Source organism: Paraburkholderia sp. BL17N1, assembly GCF_003634175.1.
In the GTDB taxonomy this organism is placed as follows: Bacteria; Pseudomonadota; Gammaproteobacteria; order Burkholderiales; family Burkholderiaceae; genus Paraburkholderia.
The window spans coordinates 2,771,165-2,787,918 of sequence record NZ_RBIW01000002.1; the positions used below are offsets into that span (position 1 = coordinate 2,771,165).

The window sequence follows — 16,754 nt, forward strand, 5'->3', positions numbered from 1 at the left end:
GTGATTTGTATTGATGCCGCGAGTGTGGCGGGCCGCGGGCAGGCACGCGCGCCCGGTCGCACTCGAACCTGAACCCCGCAGCCCTTCGCGCCCGCGGGGTTCGAGCCGTTTCAGGCGGTCGGCCAGCCGATCCGCGCGGCTCGTTGCAACGACGAGCGCACCACCAGCCGGTGGAACGGCGCAATCGCGAGAATATAGAAACGGCCGAGTCGATTGTGGCAATGCACGACGGTCGACAGGATCAGATAGCGCGAACTGCCTTCGCGCGTGCTGCGGGTCTGCTGCAGCACTGAAACCCGGAAGTCGAGATGACGGTCGTTTTCGCCGAGAATGATCTCGTGCGCGCTACGCGTGTAGATCCTGAAGATGTCGAGGCGCTCCCTCGCGGCAGCCGGATCCTTGATGCTGCGTAACTGCCTCGCAGTCTTCAAGCCGGCACGCGCGACGATCGCATCGCGCACGCTCATCAGTTTCGCGACCCATCCCGCCTGATGCGTGAAGACGAAGCGCGCGAGCAATTCCGGATCGTCGATGGCGTTCTCGGGCAAGCGGACGGCGTATGCGTCGGCCAGGTCCGGCGCGTCGTAGAAACGCGCGACGCCTGATTCAGCCGGCACGGCAACGGGTTGCACTGGACAGTGGGCAGTGAGCATGGTGACGTGCGGCGCTAAATGATGAATCGAAGAGGGGCGGCGCGCCGGGTCTTGGCGGCGGATCGGCTCGAACGAAAACGCATCAAGTCTACGTGATTGCGCGCGTCTGCGTGGAGCGGGCGGCGCGGTTGTTCACGTCGTGCATCTGCGTAAAAACTCGGTTTGGTCATACGATGTCGCATGAATTGTCGGAGTGTATTTCTTTGTTTAGTAAGGAGAAGCTAGGTTTGTGCAAGCCAGCATAAGGGTAAGTGCCTAATTGAAATCCGGTCTCGCATCGTCGATAGTACGTTATCGTACAACTAACGCTGAACCGGCAGACACTGCCGTGATGACAGAAGTGAGTGCTGTACCCAAGTTCGATCGCGCGCGGCGCAGGAAAGGAAGCTTATGAAGAAGATTGCTCTCAGTGGAGCCGGCGGCCAGCTAGGCTCGGTGGTACGCGCCGCGTTGGTCGGGCGCGGCACGCCGTTGCGTTCGGCGGCGGGCTCGAAGGCCCTTGTGCCGCTCGTGGATGGCGAGGACGTGATGCACGGCGACCTGCGCGATCCGGCGGTCGTGGATCGTCTGCTGGAAGGCGTCGACGTCCTGATCCATTTCGCGGGGACGAGTGTGGAGCGTCCGCTGCCCGAGATCATCGAAAACAATCTGCGCGGACTCGTCGAAGTATACGAAGGCGCGCGCCGGCAAGGTGTGAAGCGCATCGTGTTCGCGAGTTCCAATCACGCGATCGGCATGTACCCGGTCACCGAGCATCTGAGCCTCGACTGCGAACTGCGCCCGGACGGTTTCTACGGACTGAGCAAAGTGTGGGGCGAAGCGCTCGCCAGAATGTATTGGGACAAGCACGGCATCGAGAGTGTTTGCGTGCGCATCGGCAGTTGTCTCGAACGCCCGACCGAGCCTCGGCACCTGAGCACCTGGTTCGGTCATCGCGATCTGCTGCATTTTCTCGATCGTTGCGTCGAAGCGGAGAACGTCGGCTTCCTGACCATCTGGGGCGTGTCGGCCAACACACGCAGCTGGTGGGACAACAGCGGCGCCGAACGTCTGGGCTATCAGCCGACGCAGGATGCCGAGGTCTACGCCGAGGAAATCCTTGCGCGTCCGAATCCGCTCGACGCGCTGGGCCAGCGCTTCCAGGGCGGCAGCTTCGTGGGTATCGATTATTCGCGCGATGACACCGCTCCGGACGGCTCGAGCGCTTCCGCCACGCGGCCTGTTTAAGCCGTTCAGGATTACGAGGAGACGCAGCAATGAAAATCAAGGGCATCCGCTGGTGGATGGTCAGTCTGGTCGCGGCCGGGCTCATTATCAATTACCTCGCGCGCAATACGCTGTCAGTCGCGGCGCCGACGTTGATGAAAGACCTCCACATCACTACCGAGCAGTATGCGCACGTGGTCGTGGCGTGGCAGCTTTGCTATGCATTCATGCAGCCGGTCGCGGGCTTCCTGCTCGACACGGTCGGCACCAAGATCGGCTTCGCGGCGTTCGCGCTCGCCTGGTCGCTGGCATGCGCTGCGGCGGCGTGGTCGACGGGCTGGCGCAGCCTCGCGTTCTTCCGCGGCCTGCTCGGCATTGCCGAGGCGGCCGGCATTCCGGCCGGCGTCAAGGCGACGAGCGAGTGGTTCCCGGCCAAGGAGCGCTCGGTCGCGATCGGCTGGTTCAACATCGGGTCGTCGATCGGCGCGTTGCTGGCGCCGCCGCTGGTGGTGTGGGCGTTGCTGCATGGCGAGTGGCAGTTGGCTTTCGTGATAGTCGGCGTGGCCGGGATCGTGTGGAGCTTGCTGTGGATGGCGCTCTATAAGCATCCGCGCAATCAGAAGCTGCTAGGCGACGCCGAACGCGACTACATTCTGAGCGGTCAGGAAGCGAAGCACAGCGACGCGGGCGCCGCCAAGCGCAACTGGCTCGCCATGCTTGGCAGCCGCGACTTCTGGGCGATCGGCATTCCGCGCATTCTGTCCGAGCCGGCCTGGCAGACCTTCAATGCGTGGATTCCGCTGTACATGATGACCGAGCGTCACATGAATCTGAAGGAAGTCGCGCTATATGCATGGATGCCTTTTCTCGCAGCCGACATTGGCTGCGTGCTGGGCGGCTACCTTAGCCCGCTGTTTCACAAGTACGCGAAGGTGTCGTTGTTCACGTCGCGGAAAATGGTGTTCGTGGTGGGCGCGCTGTTCATGATCGGACCGGCTTGCGTGGGCCTAGTGGCGAGTCCTTATGTGGCGGTGGCACTGCTGTGCGTCGGCGGGTTCGCGCATCAGACCTTGTCGGGTGCCTTGTACGCGATCACGTCGGACATGTTCGGCAAGAACGAAGTCGCGACCGCGACCGGCATGGGCGGCATGGCCGGCTACCTGGGCGCGGCTGCGTTCACGGCGCTGTTCGGCGTGCTGGTTACGCAGGTCGGCTACAGCCCGCTGTTCGTCGTGCTGGCGGTGTTCGATATCATCGCGGCTGCGGTTGTGTGTCTGCTGGCGAAAAGCGCCGACAAGACGCCTGAGCCGCGCTGGACGCCGGCGAGTGCGGCGGCCAAGTGAGGCGCGTTAAGTGACGATGAATTCCGGACGCTGATCGAGCGAATCGGGAAATGAAAATGGCGGCGCTTTCGGGCGTCGCCATTTTTTTGCTCTTGTTCACTGCGTTGTTTCAGTCATCACGGCTGGACGAAGCTCGCGCTTCGCCCAGCCGTTCAACCGCTTACCGTTTACCGCTTATCAACCACCGTCGTGTTATAGGTCGTCGCGCCGATCACCACATTGTTCAACGTAATGCCGTTCACGTTGTACGCGTAGATCGGCCCGGGCGTGGTCGCGCTCGCGGGTCCGGCCGAAACGGCAGTGCCCAGATTGCAGTTCGAGATCGTCACGCCGGTAATCGGCGGAATGGTCGGCGCCGGGGCCGCGCCGTTGTAGTCGAACGCGACGGGCCCTTGCGCGACGATCGCCTGGAAGCACGAGCCGGTCACGCCGTTAAGCGTCACGTTGCTCGCCTTCACGTTCGAAATGTTCACGTTCTGCACGACTGCCGGCCGGATTCGAATGGCGTCGTTGGCCGGCTGATAGTCGCAGTCGAACGTGATCAGGCCGCCCTGTGCCGCCGACGGATTGGCCGCGCTCGCCGTCACGACGCCGAGCGGCACCGTGGCGTTGATCGGGCTGCCGCTCAGCAACGCGCTGCCGTAACCCGCGCCTTTCAGGCTGACGCCGTTCGGCAGCGTGACGGTATCGACATAGAAGTTCTTCACGAAGCCGCCGCGATTCATGTTCGTCTTGATGCGAATCGCGATGTTCAGCGGATTGGTCGCCCAGTTCTGATTGAGCATCTGCAGATTGCGGGCGTAGATGTTTTGCACGCCGCCGCCCATTTCGCTGCCGAGCGTGATGCCGCCGTGGCCGCTGTTCATGATGCAGTTCTGGATCACGTGATTCTGTGCAGAGCCGTATTGCGTATCCAGATCCTTGCCCGACTTGATTGCGATGCAGTCGTCGCCGGTGTTGAACGTGACGCTGTCGCACAGCACGTTGTCGCACGCGTCCGGATCGAAGCCGTCGTTATTCGGGCCGATGCTGTTGGTCGTCACGCCGCGAATCACGACGTTCTTGCAATCGGTCGGATGATGCTGCCAGAACGGCGTGTTGTTGGTGCAGTAGTTCTCCATCAACACATTCGTGCAGCCGATGAACTCGACCATGCACGGACGCAGATAGTGGCCCACGCCGAAGACTCGCTGCGCGATAGGCACGCCGGCTTCGGAGAGCGCGGGCAGGTAGTTCTGATCCTCCTGCCAGGGTGTCGTGGGACTGGTTAGTTGCGCATACAGCGCATCGGAAATGCCCGGTGCGGCGGTTTTCAGGTCGACGTTCTTCGGATTGAGATACACCTGTGACGGCGTCGACGAATTGACGCAACCGTACGCGCCATTCGATCCCTTGAAGGTCCACCAGCACGTGGCGGTATTGCCGCTGCCGGCGAACGGCGTCATGGCTTGTCCGTTGAGCACCGAGGTCGCGTCTTCGCCGGTCAGCGCGATGTTGGTCTGGTTGCGCGCGTACACCGGCGAGCCGTAGTTCAGGCAATCGTTTGCCTGCCAGCGGCTATAGAACAGATTGCCGTTGGCGCCGCACGCGACCGGGCCGTCCTTCGCGTAGTCGGCCGGGTTCGGGCTGAAATAGATCGTGCAATTCGCGCTGAGGTGGAAGTTCACGTTGCTCAGCAGCACGATCGGTCCGGCGCAGTACCAGGTGCCGGCCGGCACGACCACGCGTCCGCCGCCCGCGGCGTTGCAGGCCTGGATTGCAGCGAGAAACGCGGGGCGCGAGTCGAACGAAGCGGCGGCGTTGGTCTGGTTCGAACCAGGGCTCGCGGCCGACGCTGAGCCTGTGTACGGATTGGTCGCGGCGACGACGGCGCATGGTGCGGCGCCGTACTGCGTGACGAGGAAGTCGCGGGTGGGAAACATCGACTGGTTGATGCCTTGCAAGGACGCGATGATCTGTGTCGCGGCGCCCGAGGTGCCCCAGATTGGATCCTGCACGACCGGCGGCGTGGATGTCCCGCCGCTGACGGAGCCGCCGCAAGCGGACAGGCCGCCGAGCAGCGTCGCCCCCGCTGATGTACCCGCCAGCACGATAAACGCGCGGCGAGCGGGCGAATTCGGTTCAGCCTGACCGGGCGTTTTCGATGCTGCCCGCTTGTCGCTGGTTTTATTCAGGTTTGCCACGGGTGTCTCCTTGCCCTTTGCGGGCGTTATCAGTAATCGTTGCTACTTTTGGGATGCAGGGCAGTTCGTCAAAGCCGTTTGTTTACGTAAGGCATCCTTAATATTTGTAAAAAAACTCTGCCGATAAAAACGGCGCAACTTTTGTCAACTCACGGCAGAGGGGTGAACGCACGAATGCGCCGCTGCTTGCCTATCTTTCACGGCAAGCGGAGCGGCGCATCAAACAACGGCGTGCGGCCTAAGCGGTTTTCTGGCCAATCTCGTGATCGGCGAGGAATTCGAGCGCGCGCACCATTGCCGAGTGGTCCCACGCCTTGCCGCCGTGCGCGACGCAAGCGTTGAAGAGGGCCTGGCAGGTGGCGGTATTCGGCAGGGACACGCCGAGCGATTGCGCGGTCGAGAGCGCGAGGTTCAGATCCTTCTGATGCAGTTCGATGCGGAAGCCCGGATCGAAAGTGCGTTTAGTCATGCGTTCGCCGTGCACTTCGAGAATGCGCGACGACGCGAAGCCGCCCATCAGCGCTTCACGCACGCGCGCCGGATCGACGCCGGCCTTGGAGGCGAGCAGCAGCGCTTCGCCCACAGCCTCGATCGTCGCGGCGACGATCACCTGGTTGGCCACCTTGCATACTTGGCCGGCGCCGACGCCGCCGATCAGCGTGACGTTCTTGCCCATCATGTCGAAGAGCGGCTTGACGGCATCGAAGGTCGCGGTTTCGCCGCCCACCATGATGGTCAGCGAGCCGGCCTTGGCGCCGACTTCGCCACCGGAAACCGGCGCATCCAGATAGTCCGCGCCGCTCTCGCGCACGCGGGCCGCGAACTCACGCGTGGCCATCGGCGAAATCGAGCTCATGTCGACGACGGTTTGTCCCGCGCGCAACACGCTCGCGAGACCCTGTTCGCCGAACAGCACGCGTTCGACATCAGGTGTATCCGGCACCATGATGAAAATCACGTCGGCCTGCGCGCCGACTGCGGCGGGGCTGTCGCACGCGACGGCGCCTGCCTGGACGAGATCGTCGGGCACGCCGCTGCGCGTGAACGCCGCCAGCGCGACGCCGTTCTTGAGAAGGTTGGCGGCCATGGGCTTGCCCATGATGCCGAGTCCGATAAAGCCTGCTTTTTGCATGGAATGCTCCGAAGATGTCATGGCGGCCCGGTTACTGCTGGCCCGCCTGTTTCTGCATGAAGTGTTTCTGAACCGTCTGCGCGGCGCCTTTCAGCAGCCCCATATCCGCGCACACCGCGACGACGCGGCAGCCCATGGAAATATAGCGCTCGGCGTCGGCCTGCACCGGGGCGAGGATGCCACTCGGCTTGCCCGCGGCCCGCGCGCGTTCGAACACGTGCGCGATCGCCGCCTGCACGTCCGGATGATTCGCGTTGCCGAGTTGGCCGTAAGCGGCCGCGAGGTCGGACGGGCCGACGAACACGGCGTCCACGCCGTCCACGGCGAGAATCTCGTCGATCGCATCCACAGCCTTGCGGCTTTCTATCTGCACGATCACGCAGACGTTGTCGTTGGCGACGCTAAAGTAGTCGGGCACGGTCGCATAGTGGTTGCCGCGATGACTCACCGACACGCCGCGAATGCCCTGCGGCGGGTAGCGCGTGGCGGCAACGGCGCGGGCCGCGTCGTCGGCGCTTTCCACGAACGGCACCAGAAAATTCGAGAAGCCGCTGTCGAGGAGCCGCTTGATGAACACGCTGTCGTTGGCGGGCGGCCGCACGACCGGCGCGCTGGCGCTGTCTTTGAGCGCCATCAGTTGAGGAATCAGCGTGAGCACGTCGTTCGGCGCGTGCTCGGCGTCCAGCAGCATCCAGTCGAAACCGACAATGCCGAGCAGTTCAGTGACGATCGGGCTGGCGAGCGATGCCCAGCAGCCGATCAGGGTTTCGCCGCCGCAGACTGCCCGGCGGAAACTATTGGGTAAGGGCTGGTAAGGTGTGACGGCGGGCATGGGCGGGTTTCCTCAAGCGACAATGGATTGGGCAAGCTCCGAAAGACGGCTCAACATGAGTTATAGGTCGTCGTATGTCTTGATTGCAGGTTAGCACCGGCCTCGCCGATTGTAACGGTCACGTTAACCCGAATTCCTCGCCAGGCAAGCGTTTCAGGTTGCGCGCACGCCTCACAATGTTGTAGGATGACCTATATCTTAGGCCTTCACTCAAGGAAAGCAAATGACAATTACCGGCGAAATGCTGATCGGCCGCAAAGCGGTGCGCGGCGAGGAAAAACCATTGCATGCGTTCAATCCTGCCACGGGATCCGATATCGCGGAGCCGGTTTTCGGCAGCGGCTCGGCGGCGCTCGTCGGACAGGCGTGTGAGTTGGCGCAGCAAGCGTTCGATCCGTACCGTCAACTGCCGCTCACGGTGCGCGCGGAGTTCCTGGAGCGTATCGCCGACGGCATCACGGCTTTGGGCGATGCGCTGATCGAACGCGCGCACCAGGAATCGGGTCTGCCGAAGGCGCGTCTCGAAGGCGAACGCGGCCGAACCACTGGCCAGCTCAAGCTGTTTGCGCAAGTCGTGCGCGCCGGCCAGTGGCTCGCCGCCACGCTCGATTCGCCGCTGCCGGAGCGCAAGCCGTTGCCGCGCTCGGACCTGCGCATGCAGAAGATTCCGCTCGGCCCGGTCGCGGTGTTCGGCGCCAGCAATTTCCCGCTCGCGTTTTCGGTGGCGGGCGGCGACACGGCGGCCGCGCTCGCGGCCGGCTGCCCAGTGGTGGTGAAGGCGCACCGCGCTCACCTCGGCACCTCGGAGATGGTCGGCCGCGTGATCCAGCGGGTCGCGCAGGAAATGGACTTGCCTGAAGGCGTGTTCTCGATGATCGTCGGCGCGGGCAATTCCGTCGGCGAGGCGCTGGTCGCGCATCCGGCGATCAAGGCGGTCGGCTTCACCGGTTCGCGCGCGGGCGGCACGTCGCTGATGCGCGTGGCGGCGGCGCGTGCCGAGCCGATTCCGGTCTATGCGGAAATGAGCAGCATCAACCCCGTGTTTCTGCTGTCGAATGCGCTGGCGGCGCGCGGCGAGAGCATCGCGCGCGGCTTCGTCGATTCGCTCGTGCTTGGCGCCGGTCAGTTCTGTACCAACCCGGGCCTCGCGATTGCCGTCGACAGCGACGCGCTCAAGACGTTCGTCGCAACGGCGTCCGACGCGCTGAGCGGTAAGCCCGCGCAGACCATGCTGACGTCGGGCATCTGCGCGGCCTATGAAGAAGGCGAGGGCAAGCTGGCCGCGATCAAGGGCGTCGAAGCCGTGGCTCGCGGTGCCGATACGACCGGCCCGACCCAGGCGCGCGCGGCGCTGTTCGTGACCGATGCGCAGACGTTCCTCGCCACGCCGGCGCTGGAAGACGAAGTGTTCGGCCCGGCGTCCACTATCGTGCGTTGCAAGGACGAACAGGAAATGCTGGCGGTCGCCGAGTACTTCGACGGCCAGTTGACGGCCACGGTGCAGATGGACAGTGCCGATCTGGCGTCGGCGAAAAAGCTGGTGCCGATTCTCGAACGCAAGGCCGGGCGGATTCTGGTGAACGGTTTTCCGACGGGCGTCGAGGTGTCGCACGCGATGGTGCACGGCGGCCCGTTCCCGGCTACGTCCGATAGCCGCGCGACTTCGGTTGGCACGACGTCGATCGAGCGTTTCCTGCGTCCGGTGTGCTACCAGGATTTCCCGGCCGATCTGCTGCCGGAAGCGCTGACCGACAGCAACCCGCTGGATCTGTGGCGTCGTCGCGATGGCGAGATCACGCGCAGCTAAGTGGCGGGTGGTCCAGTGAAATGAAAAATGGCCGGGAGCGATCCCGGCCATTTTCATTGGCGTGTAACTGAATGAACCGACTCAGCTATTCGCTTCAGCAGCTTCATTCGCCCGCCGCAAGCGCTCGCGGCTATTGGACAGATGCATTCGCATCGCCGCGCGCGCGCCTTCTGCATCATGTCGCGAGATCGCTTCGAGAATGCTTTCGTGCTCGAGGTTGACGAGCGACAGATACGCATCCGGCTCCGCGCGCGCAATACCCGCCGAATCGAGCCGGTTGCGCGGAATCAGCGCGCTGCCCATCTGCGTGAGGATGTCGACGAAATAGCGGTTGCCGGTGGCGCGCGCCACCGAGATATGAAACTGCAGATCGGCGTCCACGCTGTCCAGCCCGTTGTGGCGCGTAGCTTCGATCGCGTCGAGCGCGGTGCGCATGCGGGCGAGGTCGTCCGGCTTGGCGCGCTGGGCCGCGAGACCCGCGCACTCCGTTTCCAGGCTGATGCGCAGTTCGAGGATGGACAACACGTCGCGCAAGGTGGTGGCGGGGACCATGTCGATGCCCAGCTTTTCGCGCTGCGGCTCCAGCACGAAGCTGCCGATGCCGTGCCGCGTCTCGATGATCTTGCCCGCCTGCAAGCGCGAAATCGCCTCGCGAATCACGGTGCGGCTGACGCTCAGCGTGACCATGAGTTGCGATTCGGTAGGCAGTTTGTCGCCGGGCTTCAAGGCGTTGGACGCAATTTGCTCGGTGACGTAGCTGACGACGAACTCGGCAAGATTACGCGCGCGTCGTGGCGGTGCCGCGGATGCCAGTGGTGTAGCCATCGAAAACGCCCCTTGAATCAGATAGTTGCAGACACTTCATGCGTTTCATTATACCGTCGTCTGACGACTGATTATAACCACGCCATATCATTTTGCGGACCGGCGTCCGATACCGCGCCGGAATCCTTTCCCGTCTGCGTTTTACCCTGCCGCAACGCTCATTTCGCCGTCCGCAGGGGAAGTACGATAACCGCTACGCGATCAGCTCGGCCGCAGTTCGACCCGCTTGATGTCTTTCACGATCACGAGATAGCTGAACACCGTGAGCAGGGCGTTGACGCCCACGAACACCAGCGCGCCGTTGAACGAGCCGGTCTTCGCCACGAGATAGCCGATCACGATCGGCGTCACGATACCGGCGACGTTGCCGAACATATTGAAGATCGCGCCCGAGAGACCGAGCGCTTCCCGCGGCGATGTATCGGCGACGACCGCCCAGCCGAGCGCGCCGATGCCTTTGCCGAAGAACGCAAGCGACATGAGCGCGACGACGACCCAGTCGGTCGACACATAATTGCAGCCGATGATGCACACCGACAGCAGCATGCCCCCGACAATCGGCACCTTGCGCGCCACGGTCAGCGAATGACCGCGGCGGATCAGCCCGTCGGAGAGAATGCCGCCGAGCACACCGCCGGAGAATCCGCAGATCGCCGGCAGCGAGGCGACCAGGCCCGCTTGCAGAATCGTCATGCCGCGCGCCTGCACGAGGTAGATCGGAAACCACGTCAGGAAGAAGTAGGTCAGCACGTTGATGCAGTACTGCGCGAGATAGACGCCCAGCAGCATACGGTTGCTGAGCAGTTGGCGAACCAGAGACCAGCCGCCGGTGTGCTCGATCCTGCCGGCCGGGCGGGTTGTTTTCTGGCCGTTGACCACGCCGCCGCCTTGCTCGATGTACTCCAGTTCTGAACGCGAAACACGCGGATGATCAGCGGGATTCTTCATCACCTTCAGCCACGTGAGCGCGAGCAGAAGTCCCATCACGCCCATGACGACATAGACCATGTGCCAGCCGAACGCGTGCGTGAGCCACGCCATCAGCGGCGTGAACACCACGGCGGCGAAGTATTGCGCCGAATTGAAAATGGCCGACGCCGTGCCGCGTTCGTTGGTCGGGAACCAGCTCGCCACCACTTTCGCATTGGCGGGAAACGCCGGCGACTCGGCCGCGCCCATCGCGAAGCGCAGCGCGAACAGCGCGGTGACGGCGGCTGCCGCGCTGCCCAGCAGACCGATCGAGCTTTGCAGCAAAGTGAAGAGCGACCAGAAGAAGATACTCGCCGCGTAAACGCGCCGTGCACCGAAGCGATCCAGCAACCAGCCGGCCGGCAGTTGCGAGAGCACGTAGGCCCAACTGAACGCGGAGAAAATGTAGCCCATGCGGATCGCGTCGAAGCCGAACTCGGCGCGCATGGCCGAGCCGGTCACCGACAGCGTGGCGCGGTCCGCATAGTTGAAGGTTGTGATCAGAAAGATCAGCAACAGGATTGCGTAGCGGACTCGGGTGCGCTTTGCGACGTGGGCGGCACTCGCGGTGCGGCTCATTTCCATGGTCATCTCCTGAATTTCTTATGCACGGGAGCGGACTCCTCCCTGGCAGCGAGACCGCACTATGCAGCCGCGGGCCTGTCGATACGTGCTCGTGCGGCGGTACAAAAAGGCCCGGCGACGTTGCCGTCCCGGGCGCTCTTTGCGGTGCCGTTCATGCGGTCATCGTTCGCGCGGCCGCCGGGTGTCGACTGCCGCGGTTACGTCAATCCGGTTACGCCAATCCGATTACTGCGGGCCGAGCGACTTGATGAGCGCGTCCAGCTTGCTCATTTCTTCTTCCGTCAGATCGGTCAGCGGTGCGCGGACCGGGCCGGCGCTGTGGCCGACCAGCTTCGCGCCGGCCTTGACGATGCTGACCGCGTAGCCTGCGCGGCGGTTGCGGATCGCCAGATATGGCAGGAAGAACTCGTCGATCAGCTTGCCCACGGTCGCGTGGTCGTCTGCGGCGATCGCGCGGTAGAAGTCCATTGCGGTCTTCGGAATGAAGTTGAACACCGCCGACGAGTACACCGGCACGCCCAGCGCCTTGTACGCCGCGGCATAGACTTCAGCGGTCGGCAGGCCGCCGAGATACGAAAAGCGCTCGCCGAGACGGCGGCGGATCGACACCATGTTCTCGATCTCGCCCACGCCGTCCTTGAAGCCGATCAGGTTCGGGCAGCGTTCGGCCAGACCTTCGAGCATATCGGCGTTAAGCTTGGAATTCGCGCGGTTGTAAATGATCACGCCCATGTTCGGCACGGACTTGCAGACTTCTTCGGCGTGCGCGGCGATGCCTTCCTGGCAGGCTTCCGTCAGGTAATGCGGCATCAACAGAATGCCGTTCGCGCCATGACGCTCGGCTTCCTGTGCGTAGGCGATCGCGACGCGCGTCGGGCCGCCCGCGCCGGCCAGAATCGGCACCTTGCCTTTGCAGACTTCGGTGGCCGTTTTCACGACGTTCGAATAGTCGGTGTGCGTCAGCGAGAAGAACTCACCCGTGCCGCCGGCGACGAACAGTGCCGAAGCGCCGTAAGGCGCGAGCCATTCGAGGCGCTCAGCATAGGTATCGGCGCGGAAATCGCCTTGTTCGTCGAAGTCGGTGACCGGGAAGGACAGGAGGCCTTCGGAAACGATCTGCTTCAGTTCCTGCGGTGTCGTCATGATAAGTATCCAGAGCGTCGGAAAGGTTCGTGGAAGCTCAATTAAGTAGGAATTGAGATTTCTTATACGTCATCGTACAACAACAAATCGGCTAACTCAACGGTGTTTTCACGGCATAATGCCTGCCCTAGGGTAAATACGGAACGTCCGCGCAATCTTTCATGTTGTAGGATGACGTATGAATAGTTTGGCGCAGCAGGCGTACGCCGCCATAAGGATCGAGGCAATGGAACAATCTCCGCTCTACATTCGCGTTCACCCCAACGACAACGTCGCGATCGTCGTCAACGACGGCGGTCTGGGTGAGGGCGCCGTCTTCCCCGATGGTCTGGCGCTGCGCGAGCGTGTACCACAGGGCCACAAGGTCGCGCTGGCCGACCTGGCCGAGGGCGACGAGGTCATCCGCTATAACGTGGTGATCGGCTATGCGCTGAAGGCGCTGCCGAAAGGCAGCTGGATCAACGAACACGTGATCCGCATGCCGAGCCCGCCCGGACTGGAGGATTTGCCGATTGCCACGATCAAGGCGCCGGAGATGCCGCCGCTCGAGGGCTACACGTTCGAGGGCTATCGCAACGCGGACGGCTCGGTCGGTTCGCGCAACATTCTCGCCATCACGACTACGGTGCAATGCGTGGCCGACGTGGTTCAACACGCGGTGGCGCGCATCAAGGCCGAGCTGCTGCCGAACTATCCGAATGTCGACGACGTGGTGAGCCTCGGCCACACCTACGGTTGCGGCGTCGCGATCGACGCGCCCGACGCGATGGTGCCGATACGTACCGTGCGCAACATCAGCCTGAATCCGAATTTCGGCGGCGAGGTGATGATGGTCAGCCTCGGTTGCGAGAAGCTGCAGCCCGAGCGCCTGATGCCGCCCGGCACGATTCCGATCGCCTCGGCCGCGAACGTGGCCGAGGTCGCGGACATCGGCGATATCGAGGCGGATCTGAATGGCGACGTCGTCGTGCTGCAGGATGAATCGCACGTCGGCTTCCAGTCGATGATCGAGTCGATCATGCGAATGGCCGACGGTCATCTGAAGCGTTTGAACAATCGCCGCCGAGAGACGTGTCCCGCGTCTGATCTCGTGATCGGCGTGCAGTGCGGCGGCAGCGATGCATTCTCCGGTCTCACCGCGAATCCCGCGGTGGGTTACGCGACCGATTTGCTCGTGCGAGCCGGCGCCACGGTCATGTTCTCCGAAGTCACCGAAGTGCGCGACGGCGTCGATCAACTGACGGCGCGCGCGGCCAACCCGGAGGTCGCCGCGGCGATCATCCGCGAAATGCAGTGGTACGACGATTATCTGAAGCGCGGCGGCGCGGACCGTAGCGCCAACACCACGCCGGGCAACAAGAAGGGCGGCTTGTCGAACATCGTCGAAAAGGCGATGGGCTCGATCATCAAGTCGGGCAACTCGGCGATTTCCGGCGTGCTGTCGCCGGGCGAGAAGGTCAAACAGAAAGGCCTGATTTACGCGGCCACGCCGGCTAGCGATTTCATTTGCGGTACGCTGCAGGTCGCGGCGGGTATCAACCTGCATGTGTTCACCACCGGCCGCGGCACGCCGTACAGCCTCGCCGAAGTGCCGGTCATCAAGGTCGCGACGCGCTCGGATCTGGCGCGCCGCTGGCATGACCTGATGGACATCAACGCCGGTACGATCGCGACCGGCGCGGCGACGATCGAAGAAGTGGGCTGGGAACTGTTCCGTCTGATGCTCGACGTCGCCAGCGGCCGCAAAGAGACTTGCGCGGAAAAGCTCAAGCTCCACAATGCGTTGACGCTGTTCAATCCGGCGCCGGTGACCTGACTGATCCGGCTGCCTTGCTCGATCCGATCACACTTACCCCAATAGAAACATGACTGACTCGAACCTTGACCGCGGCGCGGCACAGAAACCCTTCCGCCGTCTGCTGCTCACCGGCGCGGCGGGCAACCTCGGCAAGCAATTGCGCGGCGCGCTCGCCGCGTGGGCCGATATCGTGCGCGTCACGGATATCGCGCCGCTCGGCGACGTGGCAGCACATGAAGAAGCCTCGATCGTCGATATCGCCGACGAAGCCGCGGTTCACGCGCTGCTCGAAGGCGTGGACGCGGTCGTTCACCTCGGCGGCATTTCCGTCGAAGCGCCGTTCGAAGATCTGCTCGAAGCGAATATCCGCGGCCTGTACAACCTCTATTCGGCGGCGCAGAAGCAGGGCGTGAAGCGCATCGTGTATGCGAGCTCGAATCACGCGGTGGGTTTTCATCCGGTAACGGAGGTGGTCGATATCGACGCGCCGCTGCGTCCAGATAGCCTGTACGGCGTGACGAAGTGCTTCGGCGAATCGCTGTCGCGTTACTACTTCGATCGCTTCAGTCTGGAAACGGTGTGTCTGCGGATCGGCTCATCGTTCGAGCAGCCGAAGAATCCACGCATGCTCGTGACCTATCTGAGCTTTCGCGACCTCATCGAACTGGTGCGCTGCTCGCTGTTCACCAACCGCGTGGGTCACGCGATCGTCTACGGTGTGTCGGATAACAGGACCAAGTGGGTGGACAACACCAAGGCCGCGTTCCTCGGTTTTCGTCCGCAGGACAGTTCGGTGGAATTCGAGCATCTGTTTCCGGTCACGGCGCCCACTGCCGATCTCGACGACCCGACGCAGCGTTTCCAGGGCGGCCCGTTCGTGCTCGCCGGTCCGATGGAGCCGAAGCGGTGAGCGCCGCGGCGAACCCGCGCGTGGAGCGGGTCGAGGCGGGGGGCCAAGCGCCGGCTTCGGTCGGCGAGAGTCCGGTGTGGCGTGCTAACGAGCAAGCGCTGTACTGGGTGGATATTCCGGCGCGGAAGATCGCGCGCTTGCGGATCGATTCGGGCGAGCGCTCTGAATGGCTGCTGCCGGAGAAAATCGCGTGCATCGCGTTCGATCATCGCGGTACGGTGCTGGCCGGCTGCGAGACCGGGCTGTTCGCGGTCAAGCTGACTGAGTCCTCGGCTAGCGGCGAACCCGTGCAGGTGACAGGGCGCAAGCTCGCCGCGCCGGCCTTCGCTTGCGACGACATGCGTTTCAACGACGGCCGTTGCGACCGGCAAGGACGCTTCTGGGCCGGCACGATGGTGCAGGACATGGCGGCCGCCAAGCCGGCCGGTGCGCTGTATCGATTCGATGAACGTGGCGTGCTGTCCGCGCCGGTCGTCGAAGGACTCATCACGCAGAACGGCCTCGCGTGGTCGCCGGATGGCACGACGATGTATCTGTCGGACTCGCACCCGTTGCGCAGGCAAATATGGGCATTCGATTACGACATCGAAACTGGCGAGCCGCGCAACCGCCGCGTGTTTGCCGACCTGAATCACCATGCGGGCCGTCCCGATGGCGCCGCGGTGGACGCCGACGGCTGCTACTGGATCTGTGCGAACGACGCGGGCCTGCTGCTGCGCTTCACACCCGCAGGCAAGCTGGACCGGCGGATTGCGGTGCCGGCCATCAAGCCGGCCATGTGCGCATTCGGCGGGCGCGGTCTGGATACGCTGTTCGTCACGTCGATTCGTCCCGCTGCGAACGCGAGCGAGCACGACGGCCATCTGTTCGCCGTGCGTGCTGGCGTAACCGGGCTGCCCGAGCCGGAGTTCGCCGGCGAACTGTAAGCGGAGCCTGTACGAGAAGGGCGCCGGACATGTCACGCATGTCCGGCGCCTTTTTTGTCTGCCCGATATTCATAGGTCATCGTACAACGTTGTGGCGTAAAGACTACGGTAGTGTCACATTTCTTTTACGAAAAGCCGGCCGTCCAGCGCTTATGGTTTCACCCCGTCAGCACCGTTCCTGCTGGCGCGGGGGCTTGCCGGATGATCCATCGGTCATGTGTGCCGGATGCCTTCGTGGTGCGGGTAAATACCGTCTGTACAACTCAAACTGCGTTTTATAGACTTCATATGTCGTCGTACAACGTATGAGCCCAAACGAATTCCTTTCTTGGTAGTTCGAATTTTTCGGTTTGGACGAGACGCAGGCCGATGCAGTTGAAGCAAAAGTAAAAGAGTCGAGTTGGCTGACAGGAGTGCTGAGCATCTGCGCCGGGGACGTTGC

The 16,754-nt window shown here is 63.1% G+C and carries 13 protein-coding genes; 6 read left to right on the top strand and 7 right to left on the bottom strand.

Annotated features, from left to right (window positions below; translation table 11 throughout):
• Nucleotides 1-110 precede the first annotated feature (110 nt).
• On the bottom strand, nt 111-653 hold the full coding sequence (locus tag B0G82_RS32355; RefSeq protein ID WP_121310257.1) for a DUF2867 domain-containing protein: 543 nt from the start codon (nt 651-653) through the stop codon (nt 111-113).
• 390 nt (nt 654-1,043) lie between these two features.
• On the opposite strand from B0G82_RS32355, the gene B0G82_RS32360 reads away from it, so the two are divergent.
• A complete protein-coding gene (locus B0G82_RS32360) occupies nt 1,044-1,880 on the top strand; it encodes an NAD(P)-dependent oxidoreductase (RefSeq protein WP_121310258.1) in 837 nt (278 codons plus the stop codon).
• 29 nt (nt 1,881-1,909) lie between these two features.
• Entirely contained in the window at nt 1,910-3,202 is a 1,293-nt protein-coding gene (locus tag B0G82_RS32365) for an MFS transporter (RefSeq protein ID WP_116144115.1), read from the top strand.
• A 167-nt stretch (nt 3,203-3,369) separates the two neighbouring features.
• On the opposite strand, the gene B0G82_RS32370 is transcribed toward B0G82_RS32365, so the two are convergent.
• From B0G82_RS32370 to garL, 3 genes are all read right to left on the bottom strand, one after another.
• The gene (locus tag B0G82_RS32370) at nt 3,370-5,385 is read right to left on the bottom strand and encodes a glycoside hydrolase family 28 protein (RefSeq protein WP_121310259.1); all 2,016 of its coding nucleotides are present in this window, start codon (nt 5,383-5,385) and stop codon (nt 3,370-3,372) included.
• Nucleotides 5,386-5,623: 238 nt separating this feature from the next.
• On the bottom strand, nt 5,624-6,517 hold the full coding sequence (locus B0G82_RS32375) for a 2-hydroxy-3-oxopropionate reductase (protein ID WP_181916807.1): 894 nt from the start codon (nt 6,515-6,517) through the stop codon (nt 5,624-5,626).
• A gap of 31 nt (nt 6,518-6,548) precedes the next feature.
• Nucleotides 6,549-7,349 carry a 2-dehydro-3-deoxyglucarate aldolase gene (gene garL / locus B0G82_RS32380; protein ID WP_121310260.1) on the bottom strand — a complete coding sequence of 267 codons (801 nt, stop codon included), beginning with the start codon at nt 7,347-7,349 and terminating at the stop codon, nt 6,549-6,551.
• A 223-nt stretch (nt 7,350-7,572) separates the two neighbouring features.
• On the opposite strand from garL, the gene B0G82_RS32385 reads away from it, so the two are divergent.
• Nucleotides 7,573-9,156, top strand: a complete 1,584-nt coding sequence (locus B0G82_RS32385; RefSeq protein ID WP_121310261.1) for an aldehyde dehydrogenase (NADP(+)) — start codon at nt 7,573-7,575, stop codon at nt 9,154-9,156.
• An 81-nt stretch (nt 9,157-9,237) separates the two neighbouring features.
• Here B0G82_RS32385 and B0G82_RS32390 read toward each other — a convergent pair whose 3' ends face one another.
• The 3 genes from B0G82_RS32390 to kdgD form a co-directional block, all read right to left on the bottom strand.
• Nucleotides 9,238-9,981: a FadR/GntR family transcriptional regulator gene (locus tag B0G82_RS32390; protein WP_106280579.1), complete on the bottom strand. Its 744-nt coding sequence runs from the start codon at nt 9,979-9,981 to the stop codon at nt 9,238-9,240.
• A 201-nt stretch (nt 9,982-10,182) separates the two neighbouring features.
• Nucleotides 10,183-11,535, bottom strand: coding sequence for an MFS transporter (locus B0G82_RS32395; RefSeq protein ID WP_121310262.1), 1,353 nt, complete (start codon nt 11,533-11,535; stop codon nt 10,183-10,185).
• Nucleotides 11,536-11,760: 225 nt separating this feature from the next.
• Nucleotides 11,761-12,678: a 5-dehydro-4-deoxyglucarate dehydratase gene (kdgD, locus tag B0G82_RS32400; RefSeq protein WP_116121300.1), complete on the bottom strand. Its 918-nt coding sequence runs from the start codon at nt 12,676-12,678 to the stop codon at nt 11,761-11,763.
• 226 nt (nt 12,679-12,904) lie between these two features.
• Between kdgD and garD the strand changes: the two genes are divergently transcribed.
• The 3 genes from garD to B0G82_RS32415 are packed head-to-tail and all read left to right on the top strand — an operon-like array spanning nt 12,905 to nt 16,312.
• Nucleotides 12,905-14,494: a galactarate dehydratase gene (gene garD, locus B0G82_RS32405; protein WP_121310263.1), complete on the top strand. Its 1,590-nt coding sequence runs from the start codon at nt 12,905-12,907 to the stop codon at nt 14,492-14,494.
• 49 nt (nt 14,495-14,543) lie between these two features.
• A complete protein-coding gene (locus B0G82_RS32410; RefSeq protein ID WP_121310264.1) occupies nt 14,544-15,386 on the top strand; it encodes an NAD(P)-dependent oxidoreductase in 843 nt (280 codons plus the stop codon).
• Nucleotides 15,383-16,312: an SMP-30/gluconolactonase/LRE family protein gene (locus tag B0G82_RS32415; RefSeq protein WP_121310265.1), complete on the top strand. Its 930-nt coding sequence runs from the start codon at nt 15,383-15,385 to the stop codon at nt 16,310-16,312. Before B0G82_RS32410 ends, B0G82_RS32415 begins: the two co-directional genes overlap by 4 nt.
• Nucleotides 16,313-16,754 lie beyond the last annotated feature (442 nt).